The organism is Cryobacterium sp. MDB2-A-1 (assembly GCF_004402675.1).
GTDB classification, from domain to species: domain Bacteria; phylum Actinomycetota; class Actinomycetes; order Actinomycetales; family Microbacteriaceae; genus Cryobacterium; species Cryobacterium glucosi.
This window is the reverse complement of the sequence record NZ_SOFK01000044.1, coordinates 163577-188469: the sequence shown is the minus strand read 5'-3', so window position 1 is coordinate 188469 and position 24893 is coordinate 163577. Positions and strand designations below refer to the sequence as shown.

Sequence of the window (24893 nt, the reverse complement as noted above, 5' to 3'; positions counted from 1 at the left end):
GGAGAGCGCTGGTGACCTGGGCACTGCACGGAATCATGATCGGCGGCGCGTCGCTCAACCTCTGCTGCGTGCTCGGCAGCCGGCGCTCCCGGTCGGGCCTCGCGGTCGTCTCCACCCTCGTGATGCTCGCCGCGATGACGGATTCCGCCTTCGGTGTCTTCGGCCTCGGGCCCTTGCCGTGGGCGGCGATCCTGATCGCCTGGGGACTGACCTGTTCGGCGCTGCTCCGCCGCCGTACCGCCACGGGCGCGCCTCGGAATGCGACACCTCACGGAGGTGCGGGGCAGACGATGCTGCTGCACCACCCGCTCGGCCTCGTGGTCACCGCCGGCCAGCTGATGGCGCACACGGTGATGTCCCCGGGCGGCGCCGCCGCAGCGGGGCACACCCACTCGGATTCGCTCCTGCTGCCCCTGGTCTGCGTGGCAGGCGGGGCGTTCGTGGTGTGGTCCCTCGTGCTGCTCGTGACCGAGAGCCGCACCCGGCTCGAACGCGGCAACCTCCTCGGGATGTCGGCCATGACGGCGGCGATGGCCGTGATGCCCTTCGCCTGAGCCGCTACGCAGGACTCCCGGTGGGAATCAGGCGGGCTCCCACGGCAGGCGCTGTTCGAAGGGGACCGGCGCGAGCGGGATCATCACGACCGGCCGGTGCTGGCGATGCGCGAGGCGCACCGCGATCGAACCGCTGAAGAAGGCCTGAAGTCCCGCTCGGACGCTTGACTCCCGGGTACCCACGACGATCATGGCGGCGCCGAGGGTGTCGGCGAGTGTGCCGATCGCGAGGGCGGGGTCCCCGGCGAGTGCCCGGGTGCTCCACGCGACCGGGCGGCCTTCGAGCGCAGCCGTGAGCCGTGCGGCGAGCCGGGGAGGAAGAGCCTCGTCGGCGAGGTCAACGACATCGGGATCGAAGGAGAGCGAGGTCACGCTGCCGTCCGGGTGTTGCTCGATCACGTAGCGTCCGGTGTCGACCCACGCGCAGACGAGCTCCGCACCGAAGTGCTCCGCGAAGACGGCGGCCTGCTGCACGACGGCATCCGGCTGGCCGGTGTCGACCCCGACGACGATCCTCGCGGTCTGCCGGCGATCATTCGGCTGTGCGGTGGTCACGGGGCCTCCTTCGACCCCACCCTAGCCCTGTCGGGCAGCACAGGCACCTCACAGGTCTTCCTTTCCGCACTCATAACGCGGCCAGTGCTCCGGCATAGGCTCTGGGCGGAGAGTGGCCACCATGACCCGATCAGCAGCTCTCGCCCTCGACGTCGTCGTGCCCGTGTACAACGAACAGCAGACCCTCGCGCGCAGCATCCGTGTGCTGCACGCGTACCTGACCGACCAGTTCGAGGAACCCTGGCGCGTCACCATTGCGAACAACGCCAGCACCGACAACACCGCCGCGATCGCCGACTCGCTCACGGCCGAACTGCCGGGCGTCCACGCCGTGCACCTCGTCGAGAAGGGCAGGGGCCGGGCGCTCAAGCGGGTCTGGCTCGCCTCGCCCGCCGCAGTCGTCGCATACGTCGACGTGGACCTCTCCACCGACCTCCGCGCGCTCCCGCCGCTCGTCGCCCCGCTGCTCTCCGGCCACTCCGATGTCGCCATCGGCAGCCGGCTGTCGCGCGGGTCCCGCGTCACCCGCGGCGGCAAGCGCGAGTTCATCTCCCGAAGCTACAATGCCCTCGTCCGCACGACGATGGGCGTCGAATTCAGCGACGCCCAGTGCGGCTTCAAGGCGATGCGCCGTGACGTCGCCCAGCGGGTGCTCCCCCTCGTGGAGGACAACGGCTGGTTCTTCGACACCGAGATGCTCATCATCGCCGAGCGCGCCGGGCTCCGGATCCACGAGGTGCCCGTCGACTGGATCGACGACCCCGACAGCCGGGTCGACGTCGTCGGTACCGCCGCCGACGACCTCAAGGGCCTGGTCCGGGTGGCGCACTCGCTCGTCACCGGCAGGATCCCCGTCGACGAGATCTACGCCGAGCTCGGCCGACCGCCGTTCGAGCCGCCGACCCCGCCGACCTTCCTCGGCCAGGTGCTTCGGTTCGGCGTGATCGGCGTGCTGTCGACCATCGCGTTCGCGCTGCTCTACCTCGTGCTCCAGTACGTGATGCCGGCCCAGCTGGCCAATTTCCTGTCCCTGCTCATCACCGCGATCGCGAACACCTGGGCCAACCGACGCCTCACCTTCGGCGTGCGCGGGCGGCGAGGCGCGGTCAAGCACCAGGCGCAGGGCCTCGTGATCTTCGGCCTGGCCTGGCTCGTGACGAGCGGATCCCTCCTCGTGCTGCACCTTGTCCGCGCGGATGCCGGGCCCCAGGCCGAGATCATCGTGCTCACGGCGGCCAATCTCCTCGCGACCGTGATGCGGTTCGTGCTGCTGCGGCTCTGGGTCTTCCGGAGCCAGCGGACGCCGGCCCCGACCAGGACGGAACCACGCACCTCCCGCGACGAAGTGACCTCCCGCGACGAGCCCTCCCGGAGGGACGCCCCCGCCAGACAGGAAGTGACCAGTTCATGACGACCCAGGTTTCCCCGCGCCCCGCCGTCTCTCCGCTCGGCGCCCGCTTCGGTGCCCGCTTCGTGGCCAGCCTCGCGGCCCTGCCGCGCACCCTCGTGCGGGGCAGGGCCGGCTCCGCGCGCTGGGAACGGCCGGCCCTGCTGGGTCTCCTGCTCGCGACAGCGGTGCTCTACATCTGGGACCTCGGCGCGAGCGGCTGGGCCAACTCGTTCTACTCCGCCGCTGTGCAGGCCGGCTCGGTCGACTGGACCGCGTTCTTCTACGGGTCCTCCGACGCCGCCAACGCGATCACCGTCGACAAGCCGCCGGCGAGCCTGTGGCTGATGGCGCTCTCCGTGCGCCTGTTCGGACTCAGTTCGTGGAGCATCCTCGTGCCGGAGGCCCTGATGGGCGTCGCATCGGTCGGCGTGCTCTTCGCCACCGTGCGCCGCCGCTTCTCGGCAGGCACCGCCCTGCTCGCCGGCGCCGTGCTCGCCGTGACCCCCGTCGCCGCGCTGATGTTCCGGTTCAACAATCCGGATGCCCTGCTCGTTCTCCTCCTCAGCCTCGCCACCTACTTCACCCTGCGCGGTATCGAGACCGGCGCCCTGAAATGGGTGCTCTGGGCGGGAGCGATGGTGGGCTTCGGATTCCTGACCAAGCAGCTGCAGGCATTCCTGATCCTGCCTCCGCTCGCGGGCGTCTACCTGTACGCGGCGCCGCACCGGTTCCGCACCCGCCTCTGGCACTCGTTCGCGGCCCTCGGCGCCGTGATCGTCTCGGCAGGCTGGTGGGTCGCCATCGTCGAACTCGTCCCGGCGAACTGGCGTCCGTACATCGGTGGCTCGCAGACGAACAGCTTCCTCGAGCTGACGTTCGGGTACAACGGATTCGGCCGGCTCACCGGGAGCGAGACCGGGAGCGTCACGGGAGGCGCCGGCGGCACGGGTGCGGTGACGGGCGGCATGTGGGGTGAGACCGGGATCTTCCGGCTCTTCCTCGGCGAATTCGGCGGCCAGATCACCTGGCTGTTGCCCGCCGCGCTGGTGTTGTGCATCGCGGCGCTCGTCGTGCTCCGCCGCGCCCCGCGGATCTCGCTCCGCCGGGCCACGCTCCTCCTCTTCGCCGGGTACCTGATCCTGACCGCGCTGGCCTTCAGCTTCATGGCCGGGATCTTCCACGCCTATTACACGGTCGCCCTCGCGCCCGCGCTCGCCGGAACTTTCGCGATCGGCGCGAGCCTCGTCTGGATGAAACGCACGGCGCTCTGGGCCCGGATCACGGCGGCCGTCGCGATGCTCGCGACGAGCGCCTGGGCGTGGGTGCTGCTCGACCGCGCCACCGACTGGCTGCCGTGGCTGAAGTTCGTCGTCGCCGCGCTCGGCCTGGTCGCCGCCGGACTGCTGATGGCGCCGCCGCGGGCGGCCTGGCTCAGGAGGCTGCCGGGGAAGTGGTGGGGCAGGGCTACGGTCGCGATCGCCCTCACCGGCGCACTGCTGGCACCCGTTGCCTACACGCTCGAGACCGTGTCGACGGCCCACACCGGGTCGATCGTCACGGCCGGCCCGACCGTTTCCGGCGGCATGGGCGGGATGGGCGGCGGTGGAATGCCCGGCGGACGGGCCGGGTTCCCCGGCGGCAACGCCGGCGGATTCGCCGGGGGCGGCACTCCGCCGGCCGGCCCGACTGGCGGGAACGGCACCGTCCCGAACGGCACCGTCCCGAACGGCACCGTCCCGAACGGCACGACAGGGACGCTGCCGACCGGAGGGCGCCCCGGCGGTGCCGGAGGATTCATGGGATCAGCGAGCGTCAGTGCAAGCCTCGCCGCGCTGCTCTCTGTGAATTCCGGCAGCTACACCTGGATCGCCGCGGCGATCGGGTCGGACTCGGCCGCCGGCTACCAGCTCGCGACCCAACTGCCGGTGATGGCGATCGGCGGCTTCAACGGGAGCGACCCCGCCCCCACCCTCGCCGAGTTCCAGGCCGATGTGGCAGCGGGGAAGATCCACTACTTCATCGGTGGAACGACCGGCCAGGCCAACGGCGGATCGAGTGCCTCGAGCGAGATCGCCGCCTGGGTCGCGGAGAACTTCACCGCCCAGACCGTCGACAGCGTCACGCTCTACGACCTGTCTGCGGGTGCAACGGCGGCGAGCTCGTAGCGGGCGGACGGGCGAACGCCCGCAGCTACGGAAGGGACCGGGCCGCCGCAGTGGGTCCCGTCAGCGCCACGGCTCCACTCCAGGGATGATTTGCTGCATCCGTGGCTGAGTCGTAGTCATGGCGACAGGGTCGCAGGGACCACCGACATTCGGTCGGAGAACACGATCGCTGCGGATGCCGGAGCGGAGCGTCGGGCGCGCGCCGCGGCATCCGCTGCGGGTCAGCCGAGGAGGAGCTTGGCGAGCTGGTCGACGGAGTAGACGGTCGCGGTCGCTGCGGCGGCCTCTGCGGGAGAGCCGTAGCCCCACTCGACGAGGATCGTCGGCACGCCGTGGGCTGCGGCGCCCTCCGCGTCGTAGCTGCGGTCGCCGACCATGACGGGGGTGCTGAGGCTCGTGCCGACGGCGGCGAGGCGGTTCAGGGCCTCTTCGACGATGTCGGCCTTGGCGCTGCGGGTCTCCGCGTCACTCGCCCCGACGATGACCGTGAAGAACCGGGCCAGGTCGAAGTGCTCGAGGATCGTGATCGCGGCGTGCTCCGGCTTGCTCGTGGCGAGGGCGAGGGGGATTCCGGCCTCGTGCACGCGCTGGAGCAGGCCGGCGACGCCCGGGTAGACGGCGGTGTCGAGCATGGCTTCGCCGTGATAGTCGGCGCGGTAGACCGCGACGGCCTCAGTGGCCTCCTCTGCCGTCATGCCGGCGTACTCACGGAAGGCGGCGAAGAGGGGCGGGCCGACATAGGCGAGCAACTCGGCGTCGGTCGGAACCGGTCGGCCGAGAAGGGCGAAGGTCCGGGCGAGGGAGTTGGTGATGGCCGGGGCGGAATCGGTGATGGTTCCGTCGAGGTCAAAAAGTATTGCACTCCAGGTGCGAGTCAAAGTCGAATTCACTCGCTAATCCTAGAGGCCAGAGGCCCGATTTCCCACGAAATGGGTAATTTTCTACTTTATGCCGGAATCCGATGGGCTGCTACTCCTGCCTTCATGAGAGCGCTCCCTCGAAAGAAAACGCCCGTCAGGGCCCTCCCGGGCAGGTCAGAACAGGCGGGATTGCGTGTCGTCGAGGCCGCGCATCGCGTCGTAGTCGAGCACGAGGCAGCGGATGCCGCGATCCTCTGCGAGCATCCGGGCCTGCGGCTTGATGACCTGTGCGGCGAAAACCCCGGCCACCGGGGCCAGGTGCGGGTCGCGGTTCATCAGCTCGAGGTACCTGGTGAGCTGCTCGACCCCGTCGATGTCGCCGCGGCGCTTGAGCTCGACCGCGACCGAGTGGCCGGCGGCGTCCCTGGCGAGGATGTCGACAGGGCCGATCGCCGTCATGTACTCGCGGCGGACGAGGGTGTGGCCGTCCCCGAGAAGATGGATGTGCTCGGCCAGCAGCTTCTGCAGGTGCGCCTCGACGCCGTCCTTGATCAGGCCGGGGTCGATGCCGAGTTCGTGGGCGGAGTCGTGCAGGACCTCGTGGATGCTGACGATGAGCTGGTCTGCGGTCTTCGCGTGGGTGACGGTCCAGACCTGGGTGATGCCGGCATCCGTCTGTTCGTCATCGGGGACCTGCTCGACGAGGGAGCACGGCGGGCTCATCCAGTTGAGCGGCTTGTAGGAGCCGCCGTCGGAGTGCACGAGCACGCTGCCGTCCGACTTGAGCAGGAGGAGGCGGGTGGCGAGCGGCAGGTGTGCGTTCAGCCTTCCGGCGTAGTCGACGGAGCAGTTGGCAATTACGAGGCGCACGCATCGAGCTTAACCGGTCTGAAGCAACCGCTCGACAGGGAGGGGTCAGCGCCGGTGGCGCTCGCGGGCGGCCGGAGCGGCGAGGCCGGCGAGGGCCATCAGGGCGACGATGAGGTACAGGGCGTTCAGGATGCCCCAGTTCTGGCCGAGAAGGCCGAGAACGGGCGGCCCGACGAGGAAGGCGAAGTAGCCGATCATGGCGACGGCGCTGACCCGGGCCGCGGAATTCCTCGTGTCGTCCGCGGCGGCCGACATGCCAACAGGGAAACCGAGTGAGGCTCCGACGCCCCACAGCACGGTGCCCGCGTAGAGTGCAAAGTCGTTCGGCGCGAGGATGAACAGGAGCAGCCCGAGCACCCCGATGACGGCGCAGGCCCGCAGCACGGGAACACGGCCGAACCGGTCGATCACCGGCCCGCCGATCACCCGGCCGACGGTCATCGCTGCGACGAACACGCCGAAGACGATCGCGCCGGCGGTATTGCTGAAACCGTGGCCGTCGACGGAAGCGAGCGCGATCCAGTCGTTCGCCGAGCCCTCCGCGAACGTCATCCCGAGCACGATCGCACCGATCAACAGGACACCCGGGTCTGCCCACACCGACAGGCTCGCTCGCAGCCGGCTGCGCCAGGTGCTGGCCGGCTCGCCAGGCGCACTCGTCTCGGCAGCGTTCTCGAGCTCAGGAATGGACCGAACGGCCAGGACCGCGATCAGGAACACGAGCACCGCAATCGCCGTCAGGTGCCAGAACACCGAGACGGAGAGTGCGGATGCCGCGGCACCGAGCAGCGCCCCGACGACGGTTCCGAGGCTGAAGCAGGCGTGCATCAGCGGCATCAACGTCTTGCGAATCGCCCGTTCGGCCGCAGCGCCCTCGACGTTCATCATCACGTCGAGCGAACCCATCCCGAGGCCGACGGCGGCAAGGCCCGCGAAGACGACCGGGGCGGATTCGAGCAGGGTCGCGCCGGCACCGACCACGACCAGTCCGATCGAGGACGTCGCGACGCTGATCGTCATGGCCCGGGGGGCGCCGAAACGGGCGAGGAGCCGCACCGCGACGACCAGGCCGAGCACAGAGCCTGCCGAGAGGCCGAAGATGAGCACGCCGACGAGTGCGGTGTCGAGCCGCAGGCTGTCGCGAACCGCGGGGATGCGTGCGACCCAGCTGGCGAGGCCGAGTCCGCTGATGAAGAAGACCGCGAAGACGGCGTTGCGCCAGGCGAGGGTGCCGGGGCCGTTCGGTGATCCGGGGCTCGGAGCGGACGCATCCGTCGGTTCGGAGGGCGCGGTCATGGTCGTTTCCTTAACAGGCTCGGTCGGGGGGTATCCCGTCAACGCTATCCGATCTCCGGCGACGTACGATGGGGCTGGAGTCGAGCGCAGCGGGGCGCGANGGGGGGGGGGGGAATCGTGGCAGGACGCACCACCTCACCGGGGCAGACGGTGACCTCGCGCGTGCTCAGCATCCTGGCCGTCTTCGAGTCCAGCCCCTCCGCGCGGACCCTCTCCGAGATCTGCACCGAGAGCGGCCTTCCCCAGAGCACCGTGCACCGCCTGCTCGGCGAGCTGGAGGAATGGGGCGCCGTGCAGCGGGATGCCCGCGGCCGGTACCAGATCGGCCTCCGGCTCTGGGAACTCGGCCAGCATGCCGGACGGCAGCTGCGCGACGTCGTGCGCCCGTACCTGCAGGACCTGTTCGGCCTCACGCAGGAGACCGCCCACTTCGCCATCCGCGACGGCGCGGACGTGCTCTACATCGACCGGGTCTACGGGAGCAGGAGAGTCCCGCAGGCCTCCCGGGTGGGCGGGCGGCTGCCGATGCACGCGACCGCTGTCGGCCGGGCGATCCTCGCCTTCGAGGCGGGCTGGGTGCGTGACGCCGTGCTCGGCGCGGCGCTCGTGCAGCGCACCCCGTTCACCAAGGCCGACCCGGAGCAGCTCCGCCGGGAACTCGACAAGGTACGCGGCCAGGGCTTCGCCGTCGCCTCAGAGGAGGTGCGGCTCGGATCGTGCTCGCTCGCCGTCCCGGTGTTCCAGGCCGACGGAAGTATCTTCGGCGGACTCGGGATCGTGCTGCCCACCTCGCGGGCGCACCAGCTCGAACGCAACCTGCCCATCCTGCTCGGCACGGCCGAGCGCATCCAGGCGGGGATCGCGCACCTGCCGAAGGCTGCCCTGCAACCGTCGGCGCGTGCCCGCAAACCGCAGCAGTCCTGAACCGGCCTGAACGGGCGCCTCCCCAACTCCACTTCCGCCCAGTGGGACAAGCCCGGCGCTTCCCAGCTCCGGGAGCATTAGATGGAGCCAGATCCCCGCAGAAGTGGACAGTCCCCGCAGAAGTGGACAGAAGGAGCACTCGTGAACGCTCAGCCCGTGACGGCACAGCCCGCCACCACGCACCCGGCCGCAGCCCAGCCGGCCCCCGGCCAGCCCGCAGCAGCCCAGCCCGCAGCAGCCCAGTGCCCGGTCGATCACCGCGCGCTCGCCGCGGCCGCCGGCGGCCACCACGGCTATTCCCCGTTCGACATGAACGACCCGTTCCCTGCATACGCCGAGCTGCGCAACGAGCAGCCCGTCATGTTCGACGAGCGCATCGGCTACTACGTCGTCTCCCGCTACGCGGACGTCAAGGCCGTCTTCGACAACTGGGTCACCTTCAGCAGCGAGAACGCCCAGGCCCCCGTGCGGCCGCGCGGAGCCGCCGCGACGAAGATCATGAACGATGGCGGCTTCACCGCATACTCCGGCCTCTCGGCCCGCGTTCCCCCAGAGCACACCCGGATGCGCACGATCGTGCAGCAGGAGTTCAGCCCACGCCGGTACAAGGCCCTCGAGCCCACCATCCGCGAGAACACCGCGCGGCTCCTCACCCAGATGCTCGCGCATCCGGATGCCCGGGGCGATTTCCTGAAGGACGTCGCCGTCGACATCCCCACGATCACGATCCTCGGCCTGCTCGGCGTCGGGCCGGAAATGGTCCCGACCTACAAGAAATGGTCGGACTCGCGGGCCGCGATGACCTGGGGTGACCTGAGCGACGAGGAGCAGATCCCGCACGCGCACAACCTCGTCGACTACTGGACCGAATGCCGGCGCCTGGTCTCCGCCGCCCACGGGGCCATCGACGCCGGAACTGCCGGAACCGACCTCGTCACCGACCTCGTGCGCGCCCAGCTGGCCGGCGGAGAGATCTCCGACCACGAGATCGCGTCGGTCTGCTACAGCCTGCTCTTCGCCGGCCACGAGACCACGACGACGCTCATCTCCAACACGATCCGGATGCTGCTCAGCAACCCCGGCGAGTGGCAGAAGCTCGTCGAGGACCCCAAGCGGATTCCCGGGGCGATCGACGAGACGTTGCGCTACAGCCCCTCGATCGTCGGCTGGCGGCGCAAGGCCCTCGTCGACACCGAGATCGCCGGCACCCCGATCCCGAAGGGCGCGAACATCCTGCTGCTGATGGGATCTGCCAACCGGGACCCGAGCGTCTTCGAGGAGCCCGAGGTCTTCGACATCGAACGGGCCAACGCCCGCACCCACCTCTCCTTCGGCTTCGGCATCCACTACTGCCTCGGCAACATGCTCGCCAAGCTGCAGGACAAGATCGTTGTCGAAGAGACCATCCGGGCCGTCCCCGGCCTGAGGATCGTCGATTCCGAAGCGATCGTCTTCGGAGAAAACCTGTCGTTCAGGGCGCCGACGTCGGTTCCCGTCACCTGGGAGGGCAACGCCTGATGGAAACCGCAACCCCCGCTGTCACCGCAACACCGGCATCCCACGCCGCCTACATCCAGTTCTTCGACGGCGGGCTTCCGCCGCTGCACGAGCAGCTCGGCGGCAAGTGCGCGTCCCTCGTCGCACTCACCGCGGCCGGGATGCCGGTTCCCCCCGGCTTCGCCATCACGACGGCAGCATACGACGCCTTCATCCGCGAGGCCGGCATCGAGAAGGACATCCACGAGATGCTCGCGAACCTCGATCCCGACGACGTGACCGCCGTCGACCGGGTCTCGGCCCAGCTGCGCCTCGAGATCACCTCGCGGCCGGTGCCCGCCGAGTTGCACGCCACGACCATCGAGGCATACGAGGCACTGCAGTCGCGCTTCGAGTCCCCTGTCCCTGTCGCCGTGCGGTCCTCGGCGACGGCAGAGGACCTGCCGGATGCGAGCTTCGCCGGCCAGCAGGACACCTACCTCTGGCTCCTCGGCGTCAAAGACGTCACCGAGCACATCCGCGCGTGCTGGGCCTCGCTCTACACCTCCCGCGCCATCATCTACCGGCTGAAGAACAAGATCCCCAACGAAGGCCTCTCGATGGCCGTCGCGGTGCAGAAGATGGTGAACGCCCGGGTCGCCGGCGTCGCGATCACCATGGACCCGACCAATGGCGACCGCTCCAAGATCGTGATGGAGGCCTCGTACGGGCTCGGCGAGCTCGTCGTCTCCGGGCAGGTGACGCCGGACAACATCACCGTCGACAAGGTCATGCTCATGGTCGTGAAGCACTCGATCGGCGACAAGCACGCCGAACTCGTGCCCGACCCCGCGAGCAAGTCCCTCGTCGAACGCGAGGTCCCTGCCGACCGCCGCGGGCGCCTCTGCATCAGCGACACGGAGATCACCGCGATCGCCGCGATCGCCAAGCGCGCCGAGAAGCACTTCAAGTGCCCCCAGGACATCGAATGGGCCCTCGACCGCGACCTGCCGGACGGGGAGAACCTCTTGTTGCTGCAGTCCCGACCCGAGACGGTGTTCTCCTCGACGGCGTCGGGTTCGATTCCGACGCAGTCCGCCGGGTTCGGCATCGAGAGCATCACCCGCTCGCTGATGACGCAGGCCGGCAAGGCCTGATCTCCCGCGCATCCGCTGCGCCTCATCTTCCCCGCTCGTCCCCTCCACCCGCGTTTACCCACACAGAACGGTTGAACCATGACAGAGAAGTCATTCCCCAGCCCGTACGACCAGAAGCCCGCGGCCTCCGCAGAGGGCTGGAAGGACCTCTACGCCTACAACCTGGTCTTCCAGGAGAACCGGCGTGAGGTCGAAGAGGCCAAGTTCTGGTTCTGCGACAGCCAGCACTGGCCGACGGTGACAAAGCCCTTCGAGACCATCGGCTTCGAGTTCGCCGTCTCCTGCCTCGGCCAGTACAACTCCCGCCACCTGCTGATCCCGCCGGCCAACGGCATCGAGTTCCGCATCCACAACGGCTACGTGTTCATGTCGCCCGTCGGTGTTCCCGAGACCGAGATCGCCGCCCGCGTTCCCGAGTTCATGGCCCGCGCCGGCCACTACTTCCAGAACTGGGACGGCCTGCTCGAAAAATGGCAGGGCAAGATCCGCGGCACGATCGACGAGCTCAACGCCCTGTCCTTCGAGGCGCTGCCGAACGCGGTCCCGCTCGAGGACGTCACGAGCGGCAAGGGTCTCGGCCCGAACGACGAGCTCCTCGGCAACTTCGACAAGCTCGTGTCCCTCACCTACCGGGCCTGGCAGTACCACTTCGAGTTCCTCAACCTCGGCTACGTGGCCTACCTCGACTTCTTCAGCTTCTGCAAGGAGGTCTTCCCCGGCATCCCGGACCAGGCCGTCGCGAAGATGGTGCAGGGCGTCGACATGGAGCTCTTCCGACCGGATGACGAGCTCAAGAAGCTCGCCAAGCTCGCCGTCGAACTCGGCGTCGACGGTCACTTCGGCAACACCGAGAACCCGGAGGAAACCCTCGCCGCGATCGGCGCGGCCGCGGGCGGAGCGGAGTGGCTCGCGGCCTGGACCGAGGCACAGGATCCCTGGTTCAACTTCACCGTCGGCAACGGCTTCTACGCCCACGACAAGTACTGGATGGACCACCTCGAGCTGCCGCTCGGCTACATCGCCGACTACATCGTTCGCGTGCAGAACGGTGTCGGCATCGACCGTCCCGTCGCAGAGCTCGTCGCCGAGCGCGACCGCATCACCGAGGAATACTCCGAACTGCTCAGCCCAGAACAGCTCGCCGCGTTCCAGGGCAAGCTCGGTCTCGCGCGGCAGGTCTACCCCTACGTGGAGAACCACAACTTCTACATCGAGCACTGGACCATGGGCGTTTTCTGGCGGAAGGCCCGCCAGCTCTCGAAGATGCTCTCCGAGGCCGGGTTCTGGCCGGAGGCGAACGGAATGTTCTACCTCCGCCGCGACGAGGTGCGCGAGACGCTCTTCGACTACGTCACCGGCTGGGCCGTCGGCGCCCCCGCGATCGGCCCGGACTACTGGCCGGCCGAGGTCGCCCGGCGCAAGGTCATCGTCGACGCGCTCTCCGAGGAGCGCCCGCAGCCGGCGCTCAACACGCCGCCCGTTGTGATCACCGAGCCCTTCACCCTGATGCTCTGGGGCATCACGAGCGACCAGATCAAGAACTGGCTCGGCGACTCCGACGCGCCGGAGGGCGAGTTCCGCGGAATGGCCGCCTCGAGCGGCGTCGCGGAGGGTCCGGCCCGGGTCATCAGCAGTTCCGACCAGCTCTCCGAGGTGCAGGAGGGCGACATCCTGGTCGCTCCCGTCACGGCGCCGTCGTGGGGCCCGATCTTCGGGAAGATCCGCGCGACCGTCACCGACATCGGCGGCATGATGAGCCACGCGGCCATCGTCTGCCGTGAGTACGGGATGCCGGCGGTCACCGGAACCGGAACCGCTTCCGCCCAGATCAGGACGGGACAGTGGCTGCGGGTCGACGGCAACAACGGGACCGTGACGATCGTCGAAGATCACGGCGCCGAGCAGGACGTTGCCGGCCTGGCCCACGAGCACGACCTCGCCCTGGCCCCTGCCGCGGCCGCCCAGCTCGACGCCGTCCTCGCCGAGAGCAGCCATGCCTGAGCGCGGCGCGGCCGGGGTCTCGCAGAGGACGGTGCTGATCACCGGCGCCGCCGGCGGCCTGGGCCGTGCCTTCGCCCTGGGCTTCGCGGCCCAGGGCGACCGGGTGGTCGTCGCCGACGTCAACCTCGAGGGCGCGCGGGAGACCGTCGTTCTCGTGGAAGAGGCCGGCGGAACCGCCCTCGCCCTCCCGGTCGACGTCACCGACCTCGCCTCGGTCACCCGGCTGGCCGCGGATGCCGCCGGCTGGGTCCCCGAGGCCCGGCCCGGCGCATCCGCCCCCGGTACGGTGCCCCCGGCCCAGGCCGGCGTGATCGACGTCGTCATCAACAACGCCGCGATCTACGCGACCGTGACCCGTGCCCCCTTCACCGACCTCGACCCCGACGAGTGGGACCGGGTGATGGCCGTCAACCTCAAGGGGCCGTGGCTCGTCACCCGGGCCTGCACGCCCTACCTGCCGGACGGCGGAAAGGTGATCAACCTCTCCTCCGCCACGGTGATGAGCGGATCGGCCCAGTGGGCCCACTACGTGGCCTCGAAGGGCGGCGTCATCGCGCTGACCCGGGTGCTCGCCAAGGAACTCGGTGACCGCAACGTGACCGTCAACGCGATCGCTCCCGGCTTCACCCTGACCGAGGCCAGCTACGGGCTCATCGCGGGCGCCGAGAGCTACGGCGTCGACCGCGGCTCGCTCAAGCGGGCCTGCGAACCGGAGGACATCGTCGGGGCGGCCCTGTTCCTCGCCGCACCCGGCAGCGACTACGTCACCGGCCAGACCCTCGTGGTCGACGGCGGCCGGCAGTTCCTCTGACCCACCCGTAACCCAGAGAACCGAACCAGGAGACCGAGAAATGCCAACCGTGAGCTACGTCGCCTTCGACGGCACAGAGACCATCGTCACCGGATTCGCGGGCGATTCCGTGATGGAGACCGCGGTGCGCAACGGCGTTCCCGGGATCGTCGCCGAGTGCGGCGGCAGCCTGTCCTGCGCCACCTGCCACGTCTTCCTGTGCGCAGAGAGCGCGGGGCTGTTCCCGCCGAAGCTCGACCTCGAGGACGACATGCTCGACGGAACGGCCGTCGACCGGGAGGACAATTCCCGGCTCTCCTGCCAGCTGAAACTGACCGACGACGTGTCCGTGCACGTGCAGACCCCCGAAACGCAGGTGTGACCGGCATGGGCGACACGACCGCAGCACCCCGGCTGGGCACCCTCATCATCGGCAACTGCCAGGCCGGGGTGCAACTAGCCTCGACACTGCGCGAACTCGGCGACACCGACCCGATCACCCTCGTCGGCGAGGAGCCGCACGCCCCGTACCAGCGGCCGCCGCTCTCCAAGGCGTTCCTCAAGGGCGAGGCGACCGCTGACTCCCTGGCCTTCCGCACCCACGATTTCTACCGCGAGCATTCCATCGACCTCGTGCCGCGGGAGCGGATCTTCCGCATCGTCCGGAACGCGGACGGCGGCGTCGCGACGGCGGAGTCCGGGCGCACCTTCGCATTCGCCCGGCTCGCTCTCACCACCGGAGCCGCACCGCGCACGATCCCGTTCGAGGGCTCCGAGCTCGAGGGCGTCAGCTACCTGCGGACCGCGACGGAGGCGACCGTGCTCGAGCAGCAACTGCGTGAGGCGCGGAACGTCGTGGTCGTCGGCGGCGGCTTCATCGGCCTCGAGGTCGCAGCGGGGGCCAGGGCCGCCGGTAAGAACGTCACTGTGCTCGAGGCGGCTCCCCGCCTCGTCGGGAGGGCGGTCTCCGAGCAGACCAGCGAGTTCTACCTGCAGGCGCACCGGCGCCGCGGCATCCGCGTGGTGCTGAACGCGCAGGTCGTGCGGTTCGTCGGCGAGCACGACCGGGTCACCGGCGTCGAGCTCGGTCCGCGTGACGGCGACGGCTCAGGCGAGATCGTGGCGGCGGATGTCGTGCTGATCGGCGTCGGGGTCGTCCCGCGCACCGAGCTCGCCGTGCAGCTGGGCCTCGAGGTCGACAACGGGATCGTGGTGGACGCAAGGGCCCTCGCCTCCGACGGACTCACCGTGGCCGCCGGGGACTGCGCGAACATGCCGAACCCGTCGATCGGGGACTTCGGTGTCGGCCGCATCCGCCTCGAAAGCGTGCAGAACGCGGTCGAGCAGGCCAAGGTGGCCGCGGCCACCCTGCTCGGACTCCCGGCAGAGCACCGGACGGTGCCGTGGTTCTGGTCGGACCAGGCCGACCTCAAACTGCAGATCGCCGGGCTGAGCGGCGGGCACGACCGGGTCGTTCTGCGCGGCGAGCCGGACTCCGAGAAGTTCTCGGTGCTCTACTACCGGGGTGGCCGGCTCATCGCCGCTGACTGCATCAACAGCCCGCTCGACTTCATGGCCGTGAAGAACGCCCTCCACAAGGGCCTCTCTGTGCCGGCGGATGTTGCGACCGACACCACCGTTCCGCTCAAGAAACTCCTCGCGGCCGTCGAGACGGCGGATGCCGGGCGTGCGGTGCCTGCGCCGGCCGCCGTTGATCTCGCTCCTCCTGCAGTCCCCGTTCCCGCCGGCAGTCCGGCCGCTTAGCCCCAGCCTCCGCGCTCCGGCGCCCCAACCTCGAAGTGAGAACGCCATGACACTGCAGACCGACCAGTCCATCGACACCTCGCCCATCGCCGTCGCCGCGGACGGCCCGAGCGACCTCGACCCGCTCTGGCGCGCCGTCGAGACCGAGATGCGCACGCGCAGCAACGACATCCACGTGCCGATCTCCTTCGCTTTCGCCGAGCGGCTCTGCGAGGCCTACCCGGAGGCTGACGCCCTCGTCGTGCGGGTGGCCATCCTGCTGCACGACAGCGGCTGGGCCAGGGTGGACGAGACCAAGATCATCTCGGAGGGCTTCGGCGCGAACTGGCGCCAGGCCCAGATCCGCTTCGAGCACGAGCTCAAGGGCTGCATGATCGCCAGGGAGGTGCTGCCGGGTCTCGGCTACGACGAGGCCTTCATCACCCGGGTCACCGACATCATCGACGGCCATGACACCCGCGTCGAGTCGTACTCGATCGAGGACTCGCTCGTGCGCGACGCTGACCGGCTCTGGCGCTTCACCCCGGCCGGCATCGCCCTCGCCTCGAGCTGGTTCGGCCAGACGCCGTCGTTCTACTGCCGGCGCCTGCGGGCCGAGATCCTGCCGGAGCTCATCACCGCTGCCGGCCTCGAGATGGCGACGATCGAACTCGACAGGGCAGAGGCGCTGCTGAAGATCGCGGTGCTCTGATGACGGGGCAGTCGATCGACGCGGCACCGACAGCGGCGGCCACGGCCACGGCTGCGGCCGGCCAGCCCGTCCAGCCCACGAGGTTCCCGGCCACGCTGCCCTATCGGCACACCGACGACCTCTTCATCGACGGTGCCTGGCGTGCGGCGAGCGGAACCGGTCGGACCATGGTGACCAACCCCGCGACGGAAGCGGAGTGGGGCAGTGTGCCGGTGGCATCCGCCGCCGACGTCGACCTCGCCGTCGCGGCCGCCCGCCGCGCGTTCGCGCGTGCCGGCGCCGGCGCTGACGGGTGGCGCGGGCTGGCCCCGTCCGTGCGCGCCGGGTACCTGGAACGCCTGGCCGGCGAGATCGAGAAGCGGGCGGCGGCGATCTCGCACACCAACACGTGGGAGAACGGCTCCCCGGTCGCCGAGACCGGGCGCGCGGCCTCGAATGCCGCAGCGATCTTCCGTTACTTCGCCGGACTGGCCGGGTACCTGGAGACCGCAGACGTGCGCCCGTTCCCCGACGGATCCGCCGAAACCGTCGTGCGGCAGGACCCGGTCGGCGTCTGCGCGCTCATCGCGCCGTGGAACTTCCCGATCAACCTCGTCGTGGCGAAGCTCGCGCCCGCGCTCATGGCCGGGTGCACCGTCGTGATCAAGCCGGCATCGCCGACGCCGCTCTCGATCCGCTTCCTTGCGGATGCCGCGGCAGCGGCAGGCATCCCGGCGGGCGTCGTGAACATCGTCACGGGGGACAGCGCCGTCGGCGACGCCCTCGTGCGGCACCCCGGAGTCGACAAAGTCGCCTTCACCGGCTCGACCCCGGTCGGCCGAAGAATCGCCGCGGCGTGCGGCGAGCTGCTGAGGCCGGTCACCCTCGAGCTCGGCGGCAAGTCGTCCGCGCTCGTTCTGCCGGACGTCGACCTCACGGCCATGCAGCAGGTGCTGATCCGCAGCTGCATGCGCAACACCGGGCAAACCTGTTACATTTCCACGCGTATCCTCGCGCCGGCCGGGCGCTACGACGAACTCGTCGACATGGTCACGGCGACGATCCAGGCCGCGCGGCAGGGCGACCCGATGGACCCGGACACCGTCTTCGGACCCGCCGCGACACGGGCGCAGCGCGACACGGTGCGCGGGTACATCCGCTCCGGCATCGCAGAGGGCGCCAGGGCGACCACGGGCGGTGACGTGCCGAGCGGCTTCGACCGCGGCTTCTTCGTGAAACCGACCGTGTTCGCCGACGTGACGCCGGGGATGCGGATCGCGCGCGAAGAGATCTTCGGGCCGGTCCTGTCGATCCTGCGCTACGACACGCTCGACGAGGCGATCGGCATCGCGAACAACACCGCGTTCGGCCTCGGCGGCACGGTGTTCTCAGCGGATGCCGACGCCGCGTTCGATGCGGCCGCCCGGATGGACACCGGTTCCGTCGGCCTCGGCTTCTTCGCCTCCAACCACAACGCGCCCTTCGCCGGGCGGCACGATTCCGGCCTCGGCGCCGAGTTCGGACGCGAGGGCCTGCACGCCTACCTGCGCCCGCAGTCCGTGCACCGCCGCATCCGCTAGCCGGGACTCTCCGGCGCCGCCTGGCACGCCACGTGCGCCGGTGCGCGCCCGGTGTGCCTGGCGCGCAGGGGCGCACAGGGGCGCGACGGGTGAATCGGGAGCTGTGGTGTCGGTGCGGGCGCGTCAGCGGGCGCCGACGACCATCCAGCGCGCGGCGCGGGCGCGCAGGCCGAGGGTGAGGCCGCGTGCGCCGAGGTAGCCGAAGGCGAACGCCACCATGAGCCAGGCGAGTCCGACGGCGCCCTGCGGTGCCCAGGCGAGCACCGCCCAGGCCAGCGGCACGAAGACGAGCAGGTTCACCAGCCCTGTCACGGCGAGGTAGCGGGCATCGCCGGCGCCGATCAGCACGCCGTCGAGTACGAAGACGAGGCCGCAGAGTGGGCCGGACAGGCCGAGGACCACGAGTGTCAGGGGGAGGAGCGCGCTCACCTCTTCCGCCGTCGTGAACAGCCCGCCGAGCAGGGGGCTCGTCACGACGAGGAGGGCGCCGATGGCGGCACCCCCGAGCACACCCCACTCGAGGCAGCGCCGCAGCACCGCGCGCACCCCGGGGAGATCGCCGGCCCCGAGGCCGCGCCCGACGAGGGCCTGGGCGGCGATCGCGAGCGCGTCGAGGGCGAACGCCATCGCCGCGAACAGGGTCATCGCGATCTGGAACGCCGCGAGCTGGGGCGAGCCGAGGCTCGTGGCGACGAAAACCGCGAGCAGCATCGCCGCACGCAGGCTCACCGTGCGCAGGAACAGCCAGCCGCCGCTCGACGCCCCCCGCAGCATCCCGCCGCGGTGCGGCCGCAGCCGGGCACCTTCACGCCGGGCGTGCCGAACGACCACGACGAGATACACCGCGACCATCGCCCACTGCGCGACGACCGTGCCGAGCGCCGAGCCGACCAGGCCGAGCCCGAGACCATAGATGAACCACAGGTTGAGCACGATGTTGGCCGTGAAGCCGAGCCCCGCCACCCAGAGCGGCGTGCGGGTGTCCTGCAGTCCGCGGAGGAGTCCTGTCGCCGCGAACACGAGCAGCATCGCCGGAAGTCCCAGCATCGACACGGTGAGGTACCGGGCGGATGCCGCGGCCACGGCAGGCTCCGCGCCGAACGCTCCCACGAGCTGCGGGCTCAGCGCCGCGCCGAGCAGCGCGAGCACCAGACCGAGGCCGAGCGCGAGCCAGAGGCCGTCGATCCCGACGGACACGGCCCTGCCGCGGTCGCCCGCACCGAGCCAGCGGGCGACGGCAGGGGTCGTGCTGTACGCGAGGAACACCATCAGCCCGACGATGGTCTGCAACACCGCGCTCGCGAGGCCGAGTCCGGCCAGGTCGACCGCGCCGAGATGCCCGACCATCGCCGAGTCGGCGAGCAGGAACAAGGGTTCGGCGACGAGGGCGCCGAACGCAGGGAGGGCGAGGCGCAGGATCTCACGGTCGATGGGCCGCTGGCGGAAGATGGCGATGCTCCCGACTCTAGCGTCGCTCGCCGACACCGCACGGTCCGGCGCCGTCCGGCCTCGCCCGGCGTCGCACCCCGGCTCGAATTCCCGGGCACAGCGAATAGCATGGACGCATGACTGAGCTGGGGACCGCATCCGGAATCGACCGCGACGAACTCGACCCGGGCATCCGCCCACAGGACGATCTCTTCCGCCACGTGAACGGGAAATGGATCGACCGCACCGAGATTCCGGCGGACAAGGCCCGCTGGGGATCCTTCTACCTCCTCGCCGAGGAATCAGAGAAGGCCGTGCGGGAGATCATCCTCGAGGCGCAGACCGCTGAACCCGGAACAGAAGCCCGCAAGTTCGGCGACCTCTACTCGAGTTTCATGGACGAGGCGCGGGTGAATGCGCTCGGCGCAACGCCGCTCGCGGCCGACCTCGCGACCGTCGACCGGATCGACTCCGTCGCCTCCCTGCTCGGCACCCTCGGCCGCCTCGAGCGCGCCGGCGTCGCAGGCGCTTTCCAGCTCTATGTCGACAATGACCCGGGCAACCCGGAGCGCTACCTCGTCTTCCTGGAGCAGGGCGGGCTCGGCCTGCCGGACGAGTCCTACTATCGCGAGGAGAAGTTCGCGGCCGTCCGCGAGGCGTACCGCTCCTTCCTCGAGCGGATGTTCGGCCTCGCCGGCGTCGACGACGCCGCTGCCAGGGCGCAGCGCGTCTTCGACCTCGAAACCGAACTCGCCGGGCACCACTGGGACAACGTGCGCTCCCGCGACAGCGAGAAGACCTACAACCTCAAGACCTGGGGCCAGGTCACGGCCCTCGCCGCCGGAGCGGACCTGCACCTCTGGCTCGCGGGCCTCGATGCCCCGGCGGGAGCCCTCGAGGAGATCGTCGTCCGCCAGCCGAGCTTCGTGACCGGCCTGGCCGAGATGCTGACCGAGGACGGGATCGTCGGATGGAAGGACTGGCTGCGCTGGCAGATCATCCGCTCGAGCGCCTCGTACCTCTCCGACGACTTCGTCGAGGCGAGCTTCGACTTCTATGGCCGCACCCTCACCGGGACACCTCAGCTGCGGGACCGCTGGAAGCGCGGCGTCTCCCTCGTCGAGGGATCCCTCGGCGAGGCCGTCGGCCGGATCTACGTCGAACGGCACTTCAAGCCGAGCGCGAAGGCGAGCATGGACGTGCTCGTCGGCCACCTCGTCGAGGCATACCGCCAGAGCGTCGCCGAGCTCGACTGGATGACCCCGGAGACGCGGGCGCGTGCCCAGGACAAGCTCGAGAAGTTCACGCCCAAGATCGGCTACCCCGACAAATGGCGCGACTACTCGACCCTGTGGATGGAGGCGGGCGACCTGATCAAGAACGTGCGTGCCGCGAACGAGTTCGAGTTCCAGCGCGAACTGGGCAAGATCGGCAAGCCCCTCGACCGCGACGAGTGGTTCATGACCCCGCAGACAATCAACGCCTATTACAACCCCGGCTTCAACGAGATCGTCTTCCCAGCGGCCATCCTGCAGTTCCCGTTCTTCTCAGACGAGCGGGATGCCGCGGCGAATTACGGCGCCATCGGTGCCGTCATCGGGCACGAAATCGGGCACGGCTTCGACGACCAGGGTTCGAAGTACGACGGCGACGGGCTCCTGACCGACTGGTGGACCGCTGACGACCGTGCGGCCTTCGAAGAGCGCACGGGCTCGCTCATCGAGCAGTTCAACGCCCTGGCGCCGAAGCAGATCCCCGAGCATCACGTGAACGGCGCGCTCACGATCGGCGAGAACATCGGCGACCTCGGCGGCCTCTCGATCGCCTGGAAGGCCTACCTGATCTCGCTCGACGGCGCAGAGCCGCCCGTGATCGACGGTCTCACCGGCGCCCAGCGCTTCTTCCTGTCCTGGGCCCAGGCCTGGCAGCTGAAGATGCGCGACGAGGAGGCCATCCGCCTGATCTCGATCGACCCGCACTCGCCGAATGAGTTCCGCTGCAACCAGATCGTGCGGAACATCGACGAGTTCTACGCGGCCTTCGGCGTCGCGGCAGGCGACGAACTCTGGCTCGACCCGGACAAACGCGTCACCATCTGGTAGCCCCGCCGGCGTCCGGCCCCGGCGTATGTCGGGTGTCTGGGCTATGGTGCTGAGGGGAACACGGAGCCGGAAATCGGAGCCGGAACACGGAGGGACCCGAAAAAGTGTCCACGCCAGCGCGGGAATCGGAGCGACGGTCGCGTCGCGGTGCCCCGAGCAGGGCACGGCACGGCGTTTCGGAGTCGATGGCGAACTTCGGCCGCGGGTTCCAGGCCCTCGGCACCCTCGCCGTCGACGGCGTGCAGGTCTCGGCCCGCGCCACTGACCTCGCGACCGGCAAGGTCCTCTTCTCCGTTGACGACCACGTCGTGATGCCGACAGCGGGGATCGGAACCGTCCTCCTCCTCATCGAGGTCGCCGCCCGGCTCCCGAACGCCGAATTCGGCGCCCTCACCATCCTCGACCGCACCCCGGCGGACTCCGTCGGAGGGTCAGGCGTCTGGCAGCACCTGCAGGCCCCGTCGCTTCCCGTCGCTGACCTCGCGGCCCTGGTCGGGGGTCTCGGCGACAACCTCGCAGCGAACGTGCTGCTGCGCGCGGTCGGCCTCGCGGCCGTCCAGGCGCGCACCGAACAGCTCGGCATCTCCCACACCGCTCTGCTCGACCTCGTCCGCGACGAACGCGGCCCCGATCACGCACCCCAGCTCTCCGTCGGCAGCGCCCAGGAACTCACGGGACTCTTCATGTCCCTCGCCCGCGGGGAGGTCGTGGATGCCGCGACGAGCGAACGCGTGATCGGCTGGCTGTCCCTCGGCGCAGACCTCTCCCTCGTCGCGAGCGCCTTCGGGCTCGATCCCTTCGCGCACCGCGGCGGCGACCACGGGCTGCTCCTCGTCAACAAGACCGGAACGGGACCCGGCGTCCGGAGCGAGGCCGGCGTGCTCCGCGGCCCGCGGGCCGGCGTCGCCTATGCCGTCTCGATGTCCTTCGCCGACACCCGCCTGCCCCTGCGCCTCGCTGTCCTCGACGGGATGCGGGCCGTCGGCCTCGACCTGCTCGAGTACGTGCACTGAACCTGAGTTCCTGAGTTCCTGAGTTCCTGACCACCCGAACCGCCTGAACACCCCAAGAGACCCGCCGACGAGAGGGGCAGCGGATGTCCGCCAACGACCGGAAGCACACCGAAACGGACACCGGCCTGTCGGGGGCGAGTCCCGGCATCCGCCCGGTCTTCGAGGTGGAGCTCAACGGCATCAACGCCGTCGACCGCACGGAGCACCGCGGCCGCCCGAGCGAGTTGTTCTGGCCGTGGTTCGCGGCGAACGTCTCGGTGCTCGGCATCAGCTACGGCTCGTTCCTGCTCGGTTTCGGCATCTCCTTCTGGCAGGCGACGATCGTCGGCCTCGTCGGGATCGTGCTCTCCTTCGCGCTCTGCGGGTTCGTGGCGCTCGCGGGCAAGCGCGGCCACGCGCCGACGATGACCCTGAGCAGGGCGGTCTTCGGAGTCGACGGCAACCGGGTGCCGTCCGCGTTGTCGTGGCTGCTCACCGTCGGCTGGGAGACCGTGCTCGCCTCGCTCGCCGTGCTCGCGACGGCGACGGTCTTCACCGAGCTCGGCTGGGACGGCGGGGCGCTCACCCAGGTGGTGGCCCTCGTCGTCGTGGCCGGCCTGATCGTGCTCGGTGGCGTCTTCGGCTTCGACCTGATCATGCGGCTGCAGAAATGGATCACGATCGTCACGGGCCTGCTCACTGTCGTCTACGTGTTCCTCGTCGTCGATCACATCGACTTCCCGGCCATCGCGGCGATCCCCGCCGGGGACACCCCCCACGTGATCGGCGCGCTCGTCTTCATGATGACGGGCTTCGGCCTCGGCTGGGTGCAGGCCGCCGCCGACTATTCCCGGTACCTTCCCCGCTCGGCCTCGAGCCGCGGCGTCGTCGGCTGGACGACGGCGGGCGCCTCGCTCGCCCCCGTCGTGCTGCTCCTCTTCGGGCTCCTGCTCGCCGGGTCATCGAGCGACCTCAGCGCCGCCATCGCCGTCGACCCGATCGGGGCGCTCACGACGATCCTGCCGGTCTGGTTCCTGGTTCCGTTCGCCCTCGTCGCGGTTCTCGGCCTGATCGGCGGCGCCGTCCTCGACATCTACTCCTCCGGGCTGGCGCTCCTCGCGGCGGGGCTTCGGGTGCCGCGCTTCGCGGCCGCCGGGATCGACGGGGTGATCATGGTGCTCGGCGCGATCTACGTCGTGTTCTTCGCCGGGAGCTTCCTCGGTCCGTTCCAGGGCTTCCTGATCACCCTCGGCGTGCCCGTCGCGGCCTGGTGCGGCATCTTCCTCGCCGATTTCGCGCTCCGCCGCTCCGACTACGACGCCGCGGGCCTCCTCGACCCGCGCGGGCGCTACGGGAGCGTGCGGGTCGGCGCGCTCGCACTCCTCGTGCTCGGGTCCGTCGTGGGCTGGGGCCTCGTCACCAACGGCTTCGCGGACTGGCTCGCCTGGCAGGGGTACCTGCTCGATCCCCTCGGCCTCGGCGGCCGAACGGGCGACTGGGCGTTCGCGAACCTCGGCGTGCTCGTCGCCCTCGTGATCGGCTTCTGCGGCATGCTCCTCGTCGGCCGCGGCGCCGTCCGCGCCCAGGAGCGGCAGCCCGTCTGATCCGCCCGCGTCGGCAGGCAGCGCGGCGCCGGGGCGCGGACGGGGCCGCGCTCAGTCGGGCGCCGGTGCGGGGTCGGCCGGGGGTTTCGGCTTCCACTGGTTGGCCCGTTCGCCCCGGCCGGCGAGCACAGCCGTCTCATCGATACGTTTTTGGCGGGTCGCCGGAGTCTTCGCCTGCACGATCCATTCGAGGATGCCGCGGCGAGCCGAGGGCGGGAACGCGTCCCACTGCGCGCGGGCACCCCCGATCCCGTCGAGAGCTGCGCCGAGGTCCGCGGGAACCGTGAGGTTCTCGACCTCGTCGAGCCGGGTCCAGGAACCGTCCGCCTCTGCGGCCGCGACGACGGCCTCCCCGGCCGGCAGCATCCGCCCCTCGCGCCTGAGCAGTTCGATGCGCAGCTTGTTCGGCCTCGCCCAGGCGCTGCCGCGCTTCCGCGGTGAGAAGTAGAGCATCGTCCGGTGCTCGTCCAGCCGGGCCGGTTTGCTGTCGATCCAGCCGACGGAGAGCGCCTCGAGAACGGCGTCCTCGTAGGCGAGGATCGGCCGGCCGGCGGCCTTCCGCCAGAAGACGAGCCAGACCGCGGTCGACACCGCGTGGTTCTCCACGAGCCAGGTCCGCCACTCCTCGACCGACTCAGGGTGGATGCGCGGTACCTGGTCACCGCCCGCGTCCCGTTCAGTCATGCGACGACCATACCCGCGTCCCGCGCCGCCC

21 protein-coding genes are annotated in these 24893 nt (G+C 70.0%); 15 read left to right on the top strand and 6 right to left on the bottom strand.

What is annotated here, in order from left to right; translation table 11 throughout:
• Window positions 1–11 precede the first annotated feature (11 nt).
• Window positions 12–554, top strand: a complete 543-nt coding sequence (locus E3O39_RS17230) for a hypothetical protein (protein ID WP_134449232.1) — start codon at window positions 12–14, stop codon at window positions 552–554.
• 27 nt (window positions 555–581) lie between these two features.
• Here the strand turns inward: E3O39_RS17230 and E3O39_RS17225 are convergent, their stop codons facing one another.
• Window positions 582–1109 carry a universal stress protein gene (locus tag E3O39_RS17225; RefSeq protein ID WP_134449231.1) on the bottom strand — a complete coding sequence of 176 codons (528 nt, stop codon included), beginning with the start codon at window positions 1107–1109 and terminating at the stop codon, window positions 582–584.
• A 121-nt stretch (window positions 1110–1230) separates the two neighbouring features.
• Here E3O39_RS17225 and E3O39_RS17220 point away from each other — a divergent pair, with 121 nt between their 5' ends.
• Window positions 1231–2520: a bifunctional glycosyltransferase family 2/GtrA family protein gene (locus E3O39_RS17220; protein WP_134449230.1), complete on the top strand. Its 1290-nt coding sequence runs from the start codon at window positions 1231–1233 to the stop codon at window positions 2518–2520.
• Window positions 2517–4664, top strand: a complete 2148-nt coding sequence (locus tag E3O39_RS17215) for a glycosyltransferase family 39 protein (protein ID WP_134449229.1) — start codon at window positions 2517–2519, stop codon at window positions 4662–4664. Before E3O39_RS17220 ends, E3O39_RS17215 begins: the two co-directional genes overlap by 4 nt.
• Window positions 4665–4885: 221 nt before the next feature.
• On the opposite strand, the gene E3O39_RS17210 is transcribed toward E3O39_RS17215, so the two are convergent.
• From E3O39_RS17210 to E3O39_RS17200, 3 genes are all read right to left on the bottom strand, one after another.
• The gene (locus E3O39_RS17210; RefSeq protein WP_241975487.1) at window positions 4886–5554 is read right to left on the bottom strand and encodes an HAD hydrolase-like protein; all 669 of its coding nucleotides are present in this window, start codon (window positions 5552–5554) and stop codon (window positions 4886–4888) included.
• Between the two features lie 144 nt (window positions 5555–5698).
• Window positions 5699–6394 carry an endonuclease NucS gene (gene nucS / locus E3O39_RS17205; protein ID WP_134449228.1) on the bottom strand — a complete coding sequence of 232 codons (696 nt, stop codon included), beginning with the start codon at window positions 6392–6394 and terminating at the stop codon, window positions 5699–5701.
• A 45-nt stretch (window positions 6395–6439) separates the two neighbouring features.
• Window positions 6440–7690, bottom strand: a complete 1251-nt coding sequence (locus E3O39_RS17200; RefSeq protein WP_134449227.1) for an MFS transporter — start codon at window positions 7688–7690, stop codon at window positions 6440–6442.
• 117 nt (window positions 7691–7807) lie between these two features.
• On the opposite strand from E3O39_RS17200, the gene E3O39_RS17195 reads away from it, so the two are divergent.
• The 9 genes from E3O39_RS17195 to E3O39_RS17155 all read left to right on the top strand — a co-directional run bounded on the left by E3O39_RS17195 (window position 7808) and on the right by E3O39_RS17155 (window position 18052).
• The gene (locus E3O39_RS17195) at window positions 7808–8614 is read left to right on the top strand and encodes an IclR family transcriptional regulator (RefSeq protein ID WP_134449226.1); all 807 of its coding nucleotides are present in this window, start codon (window positions 7808–7810) and stop codon (window positions 8612–8614) included.
• A 141-nt stretch (window positions 8615–8755) separates the two neighbouring features.
• Window positions 8756–10132: a cytochrome P450 gene (locus E3O39_RS17190; protein ID WP_241985122.1), complete on the top strand. Its 1377-nt coding sequence runs from the start codon at window positions 8756–8758 to the stop codon at window positions 10130–10132.
• On the top strand, window positions 10132–11247 hold the full coding sequence (locus E3O39_RS17185) for a PEP/pyruvate-binding domain-containing protein (RefSeq protein WP_134449224.1): 1116 nt from the start codon (window positions 10132–10134) through the stop codon (window positions 11245–11247). The genes E3O39_RS17190 and E3O39_RS17185 overlap by 1 nt, the downstream gene beginning before the upstream one ends.
• A 78-nt stretch (window positions 11248–11325) precedes the next feature.
• A complete protein-coding gene (locus E3O39_RS17180) occupies window positions 11326–13248 on the top strand; it encodes a PEP-utilizing enzyme (protein ID WP_134449223.1) in 1923 nt (640 codons plus the stop codon).
• Window positions 13241–14059, top strand: a complete 819-nt coding sequence (locus tag E3O39_RS17175; protein ID WP_134449222.1) for an SDR family NAD(P)-dependent oxidoreductase — start codon at window positions 13241–13243, stop codon at window positions 14057–14059. The genes E3O39_RS17180 and E3O39_RS17175 overlap by 8 nt, the downstream gene beginning before the upstream one ends.
• Window positions 14060–14099: 40 nt before the next feature.
• Window positions 14100–14420: a 2Fe-2S iron-sulfur cluster-binding protein gene (locus E3O39_RS17170; RefSeq protein WP_134449221.1), complete on the top strand. Its 321-nt coding sequence runs from the start codon at window positions 14100–14102 to the stop codon at window positions 14418–14420.
• 5 nt (window positions 14421–14425) lie between these two features.
• Window positions 14426–15802: an NAD(P)/FAD-dependent oxidoreductase gene (locus tag E3O39_RS17165; protein ID WP_134449220.1), complete on the top strand. Its 1377-nt coding sequence runs from the start codon at window positions 14426–14428 to the stop codon at window positions 15800–15802.
• Window positions 15803–15848: 46 nt separating this feature from the next.
• Window positions 15849–16493, top strand: coding sequence for an HD domain-containing protein (locus tag E3O39_RS17160; protein WP_134449219.1), 645 nt, complete (start codon window positions 15849–15851; stop codon window positions 16491–16493).
• Window positions 16493–18052: an aldehyde dehydrogenase family protein gene (locus E3O39_RS17155; RefSeq protein WP_134449218.1), complete on the top strand. Its 1560-nt coding sequence runs from the start codon at window positions 16493–16495 to the stop codon at window positions 18050–18052. Before E3O39_RS17160 ends, E3O39_RS17155 begins: the two co-directional genes overlap by 1 nt.
• A gap of 123 nt (window positions 18053–18175) precedes the next feature.
• Here the strand turns inward: E3O39_RS17155 and E3O39_RS17150 are convergent, their stop codons facing one another.
• Window positions 18176–19537, bottom strand: a complete 1362-nt coding sequence (locus tag E3O39_RS17150; RefSeq protein WP_241985121.1) for an MATE family efflux transporter — start codon at window positions 19535–19537, stop codon at window positions 18176–18178.
• A gap of 80 nt (window positions 19538–19617) precedes the next feature.
• Here E3O39_RS17150 and E3O39_RS17145 point away from each other — a divergent pair, with 80 nt between their 5' ends.
• From E3O39_RS17145 to E3O39_RS17135, 3 genes are all read left to right on the top strand, one after another.
• The gene (locus E3O39_RS17145; protein WP_134449216.1) at window positions 19618–21582 is read left to right on the top strand and encodes a M13 family metallopeptidase; all 1965 of its coding nucleotides are present in this window, start codon (window positions 19618–19620) and stop codon (window positions 21580–21582) included.
• A 104-nt stretch (window positions 21583–21686) separates the two neighbouring features.
• Window positions 21687–22595, top strand: a complete 909-nt coding sequence (locus E3O39_RS17140; RefSeq protein ID WP_134449215.1) for a serine hydrolase — start codon at window positions 21687–21689, stop codon at window positions 22593–22595.
• Window positions 22596–22678: 83 nt separating this feature from the next.
• Window positions 22679–24178 (top strand): cytosine permease, encoded by a 1500-nt coding sequence (locus tag E3O39_RS17135; protein WP_134449214.1) that lies wholly within the window; start codon window positions 22679–22681, stop codon window positions 24176–24178.
• Window positions 24179–24229: 51 nt separating this feature from the next.
• On the opposite strand, the gene E3O39_RS17130 is transcribed toward E3O39_RS17135, so the two are convergent.
• On the bottom strand, window positions 24230–24862 hold the full coding sequence (locus E3O39_RS17130; RefSeq protein WP_134449213.1) for a YdeI family protein: 633 nt from the start codon (window positions 24860–24862) through the stop codon (window positions 24230–24232).
• Window positions 24863–24893 lie beyond the last annotated feature (31 nt).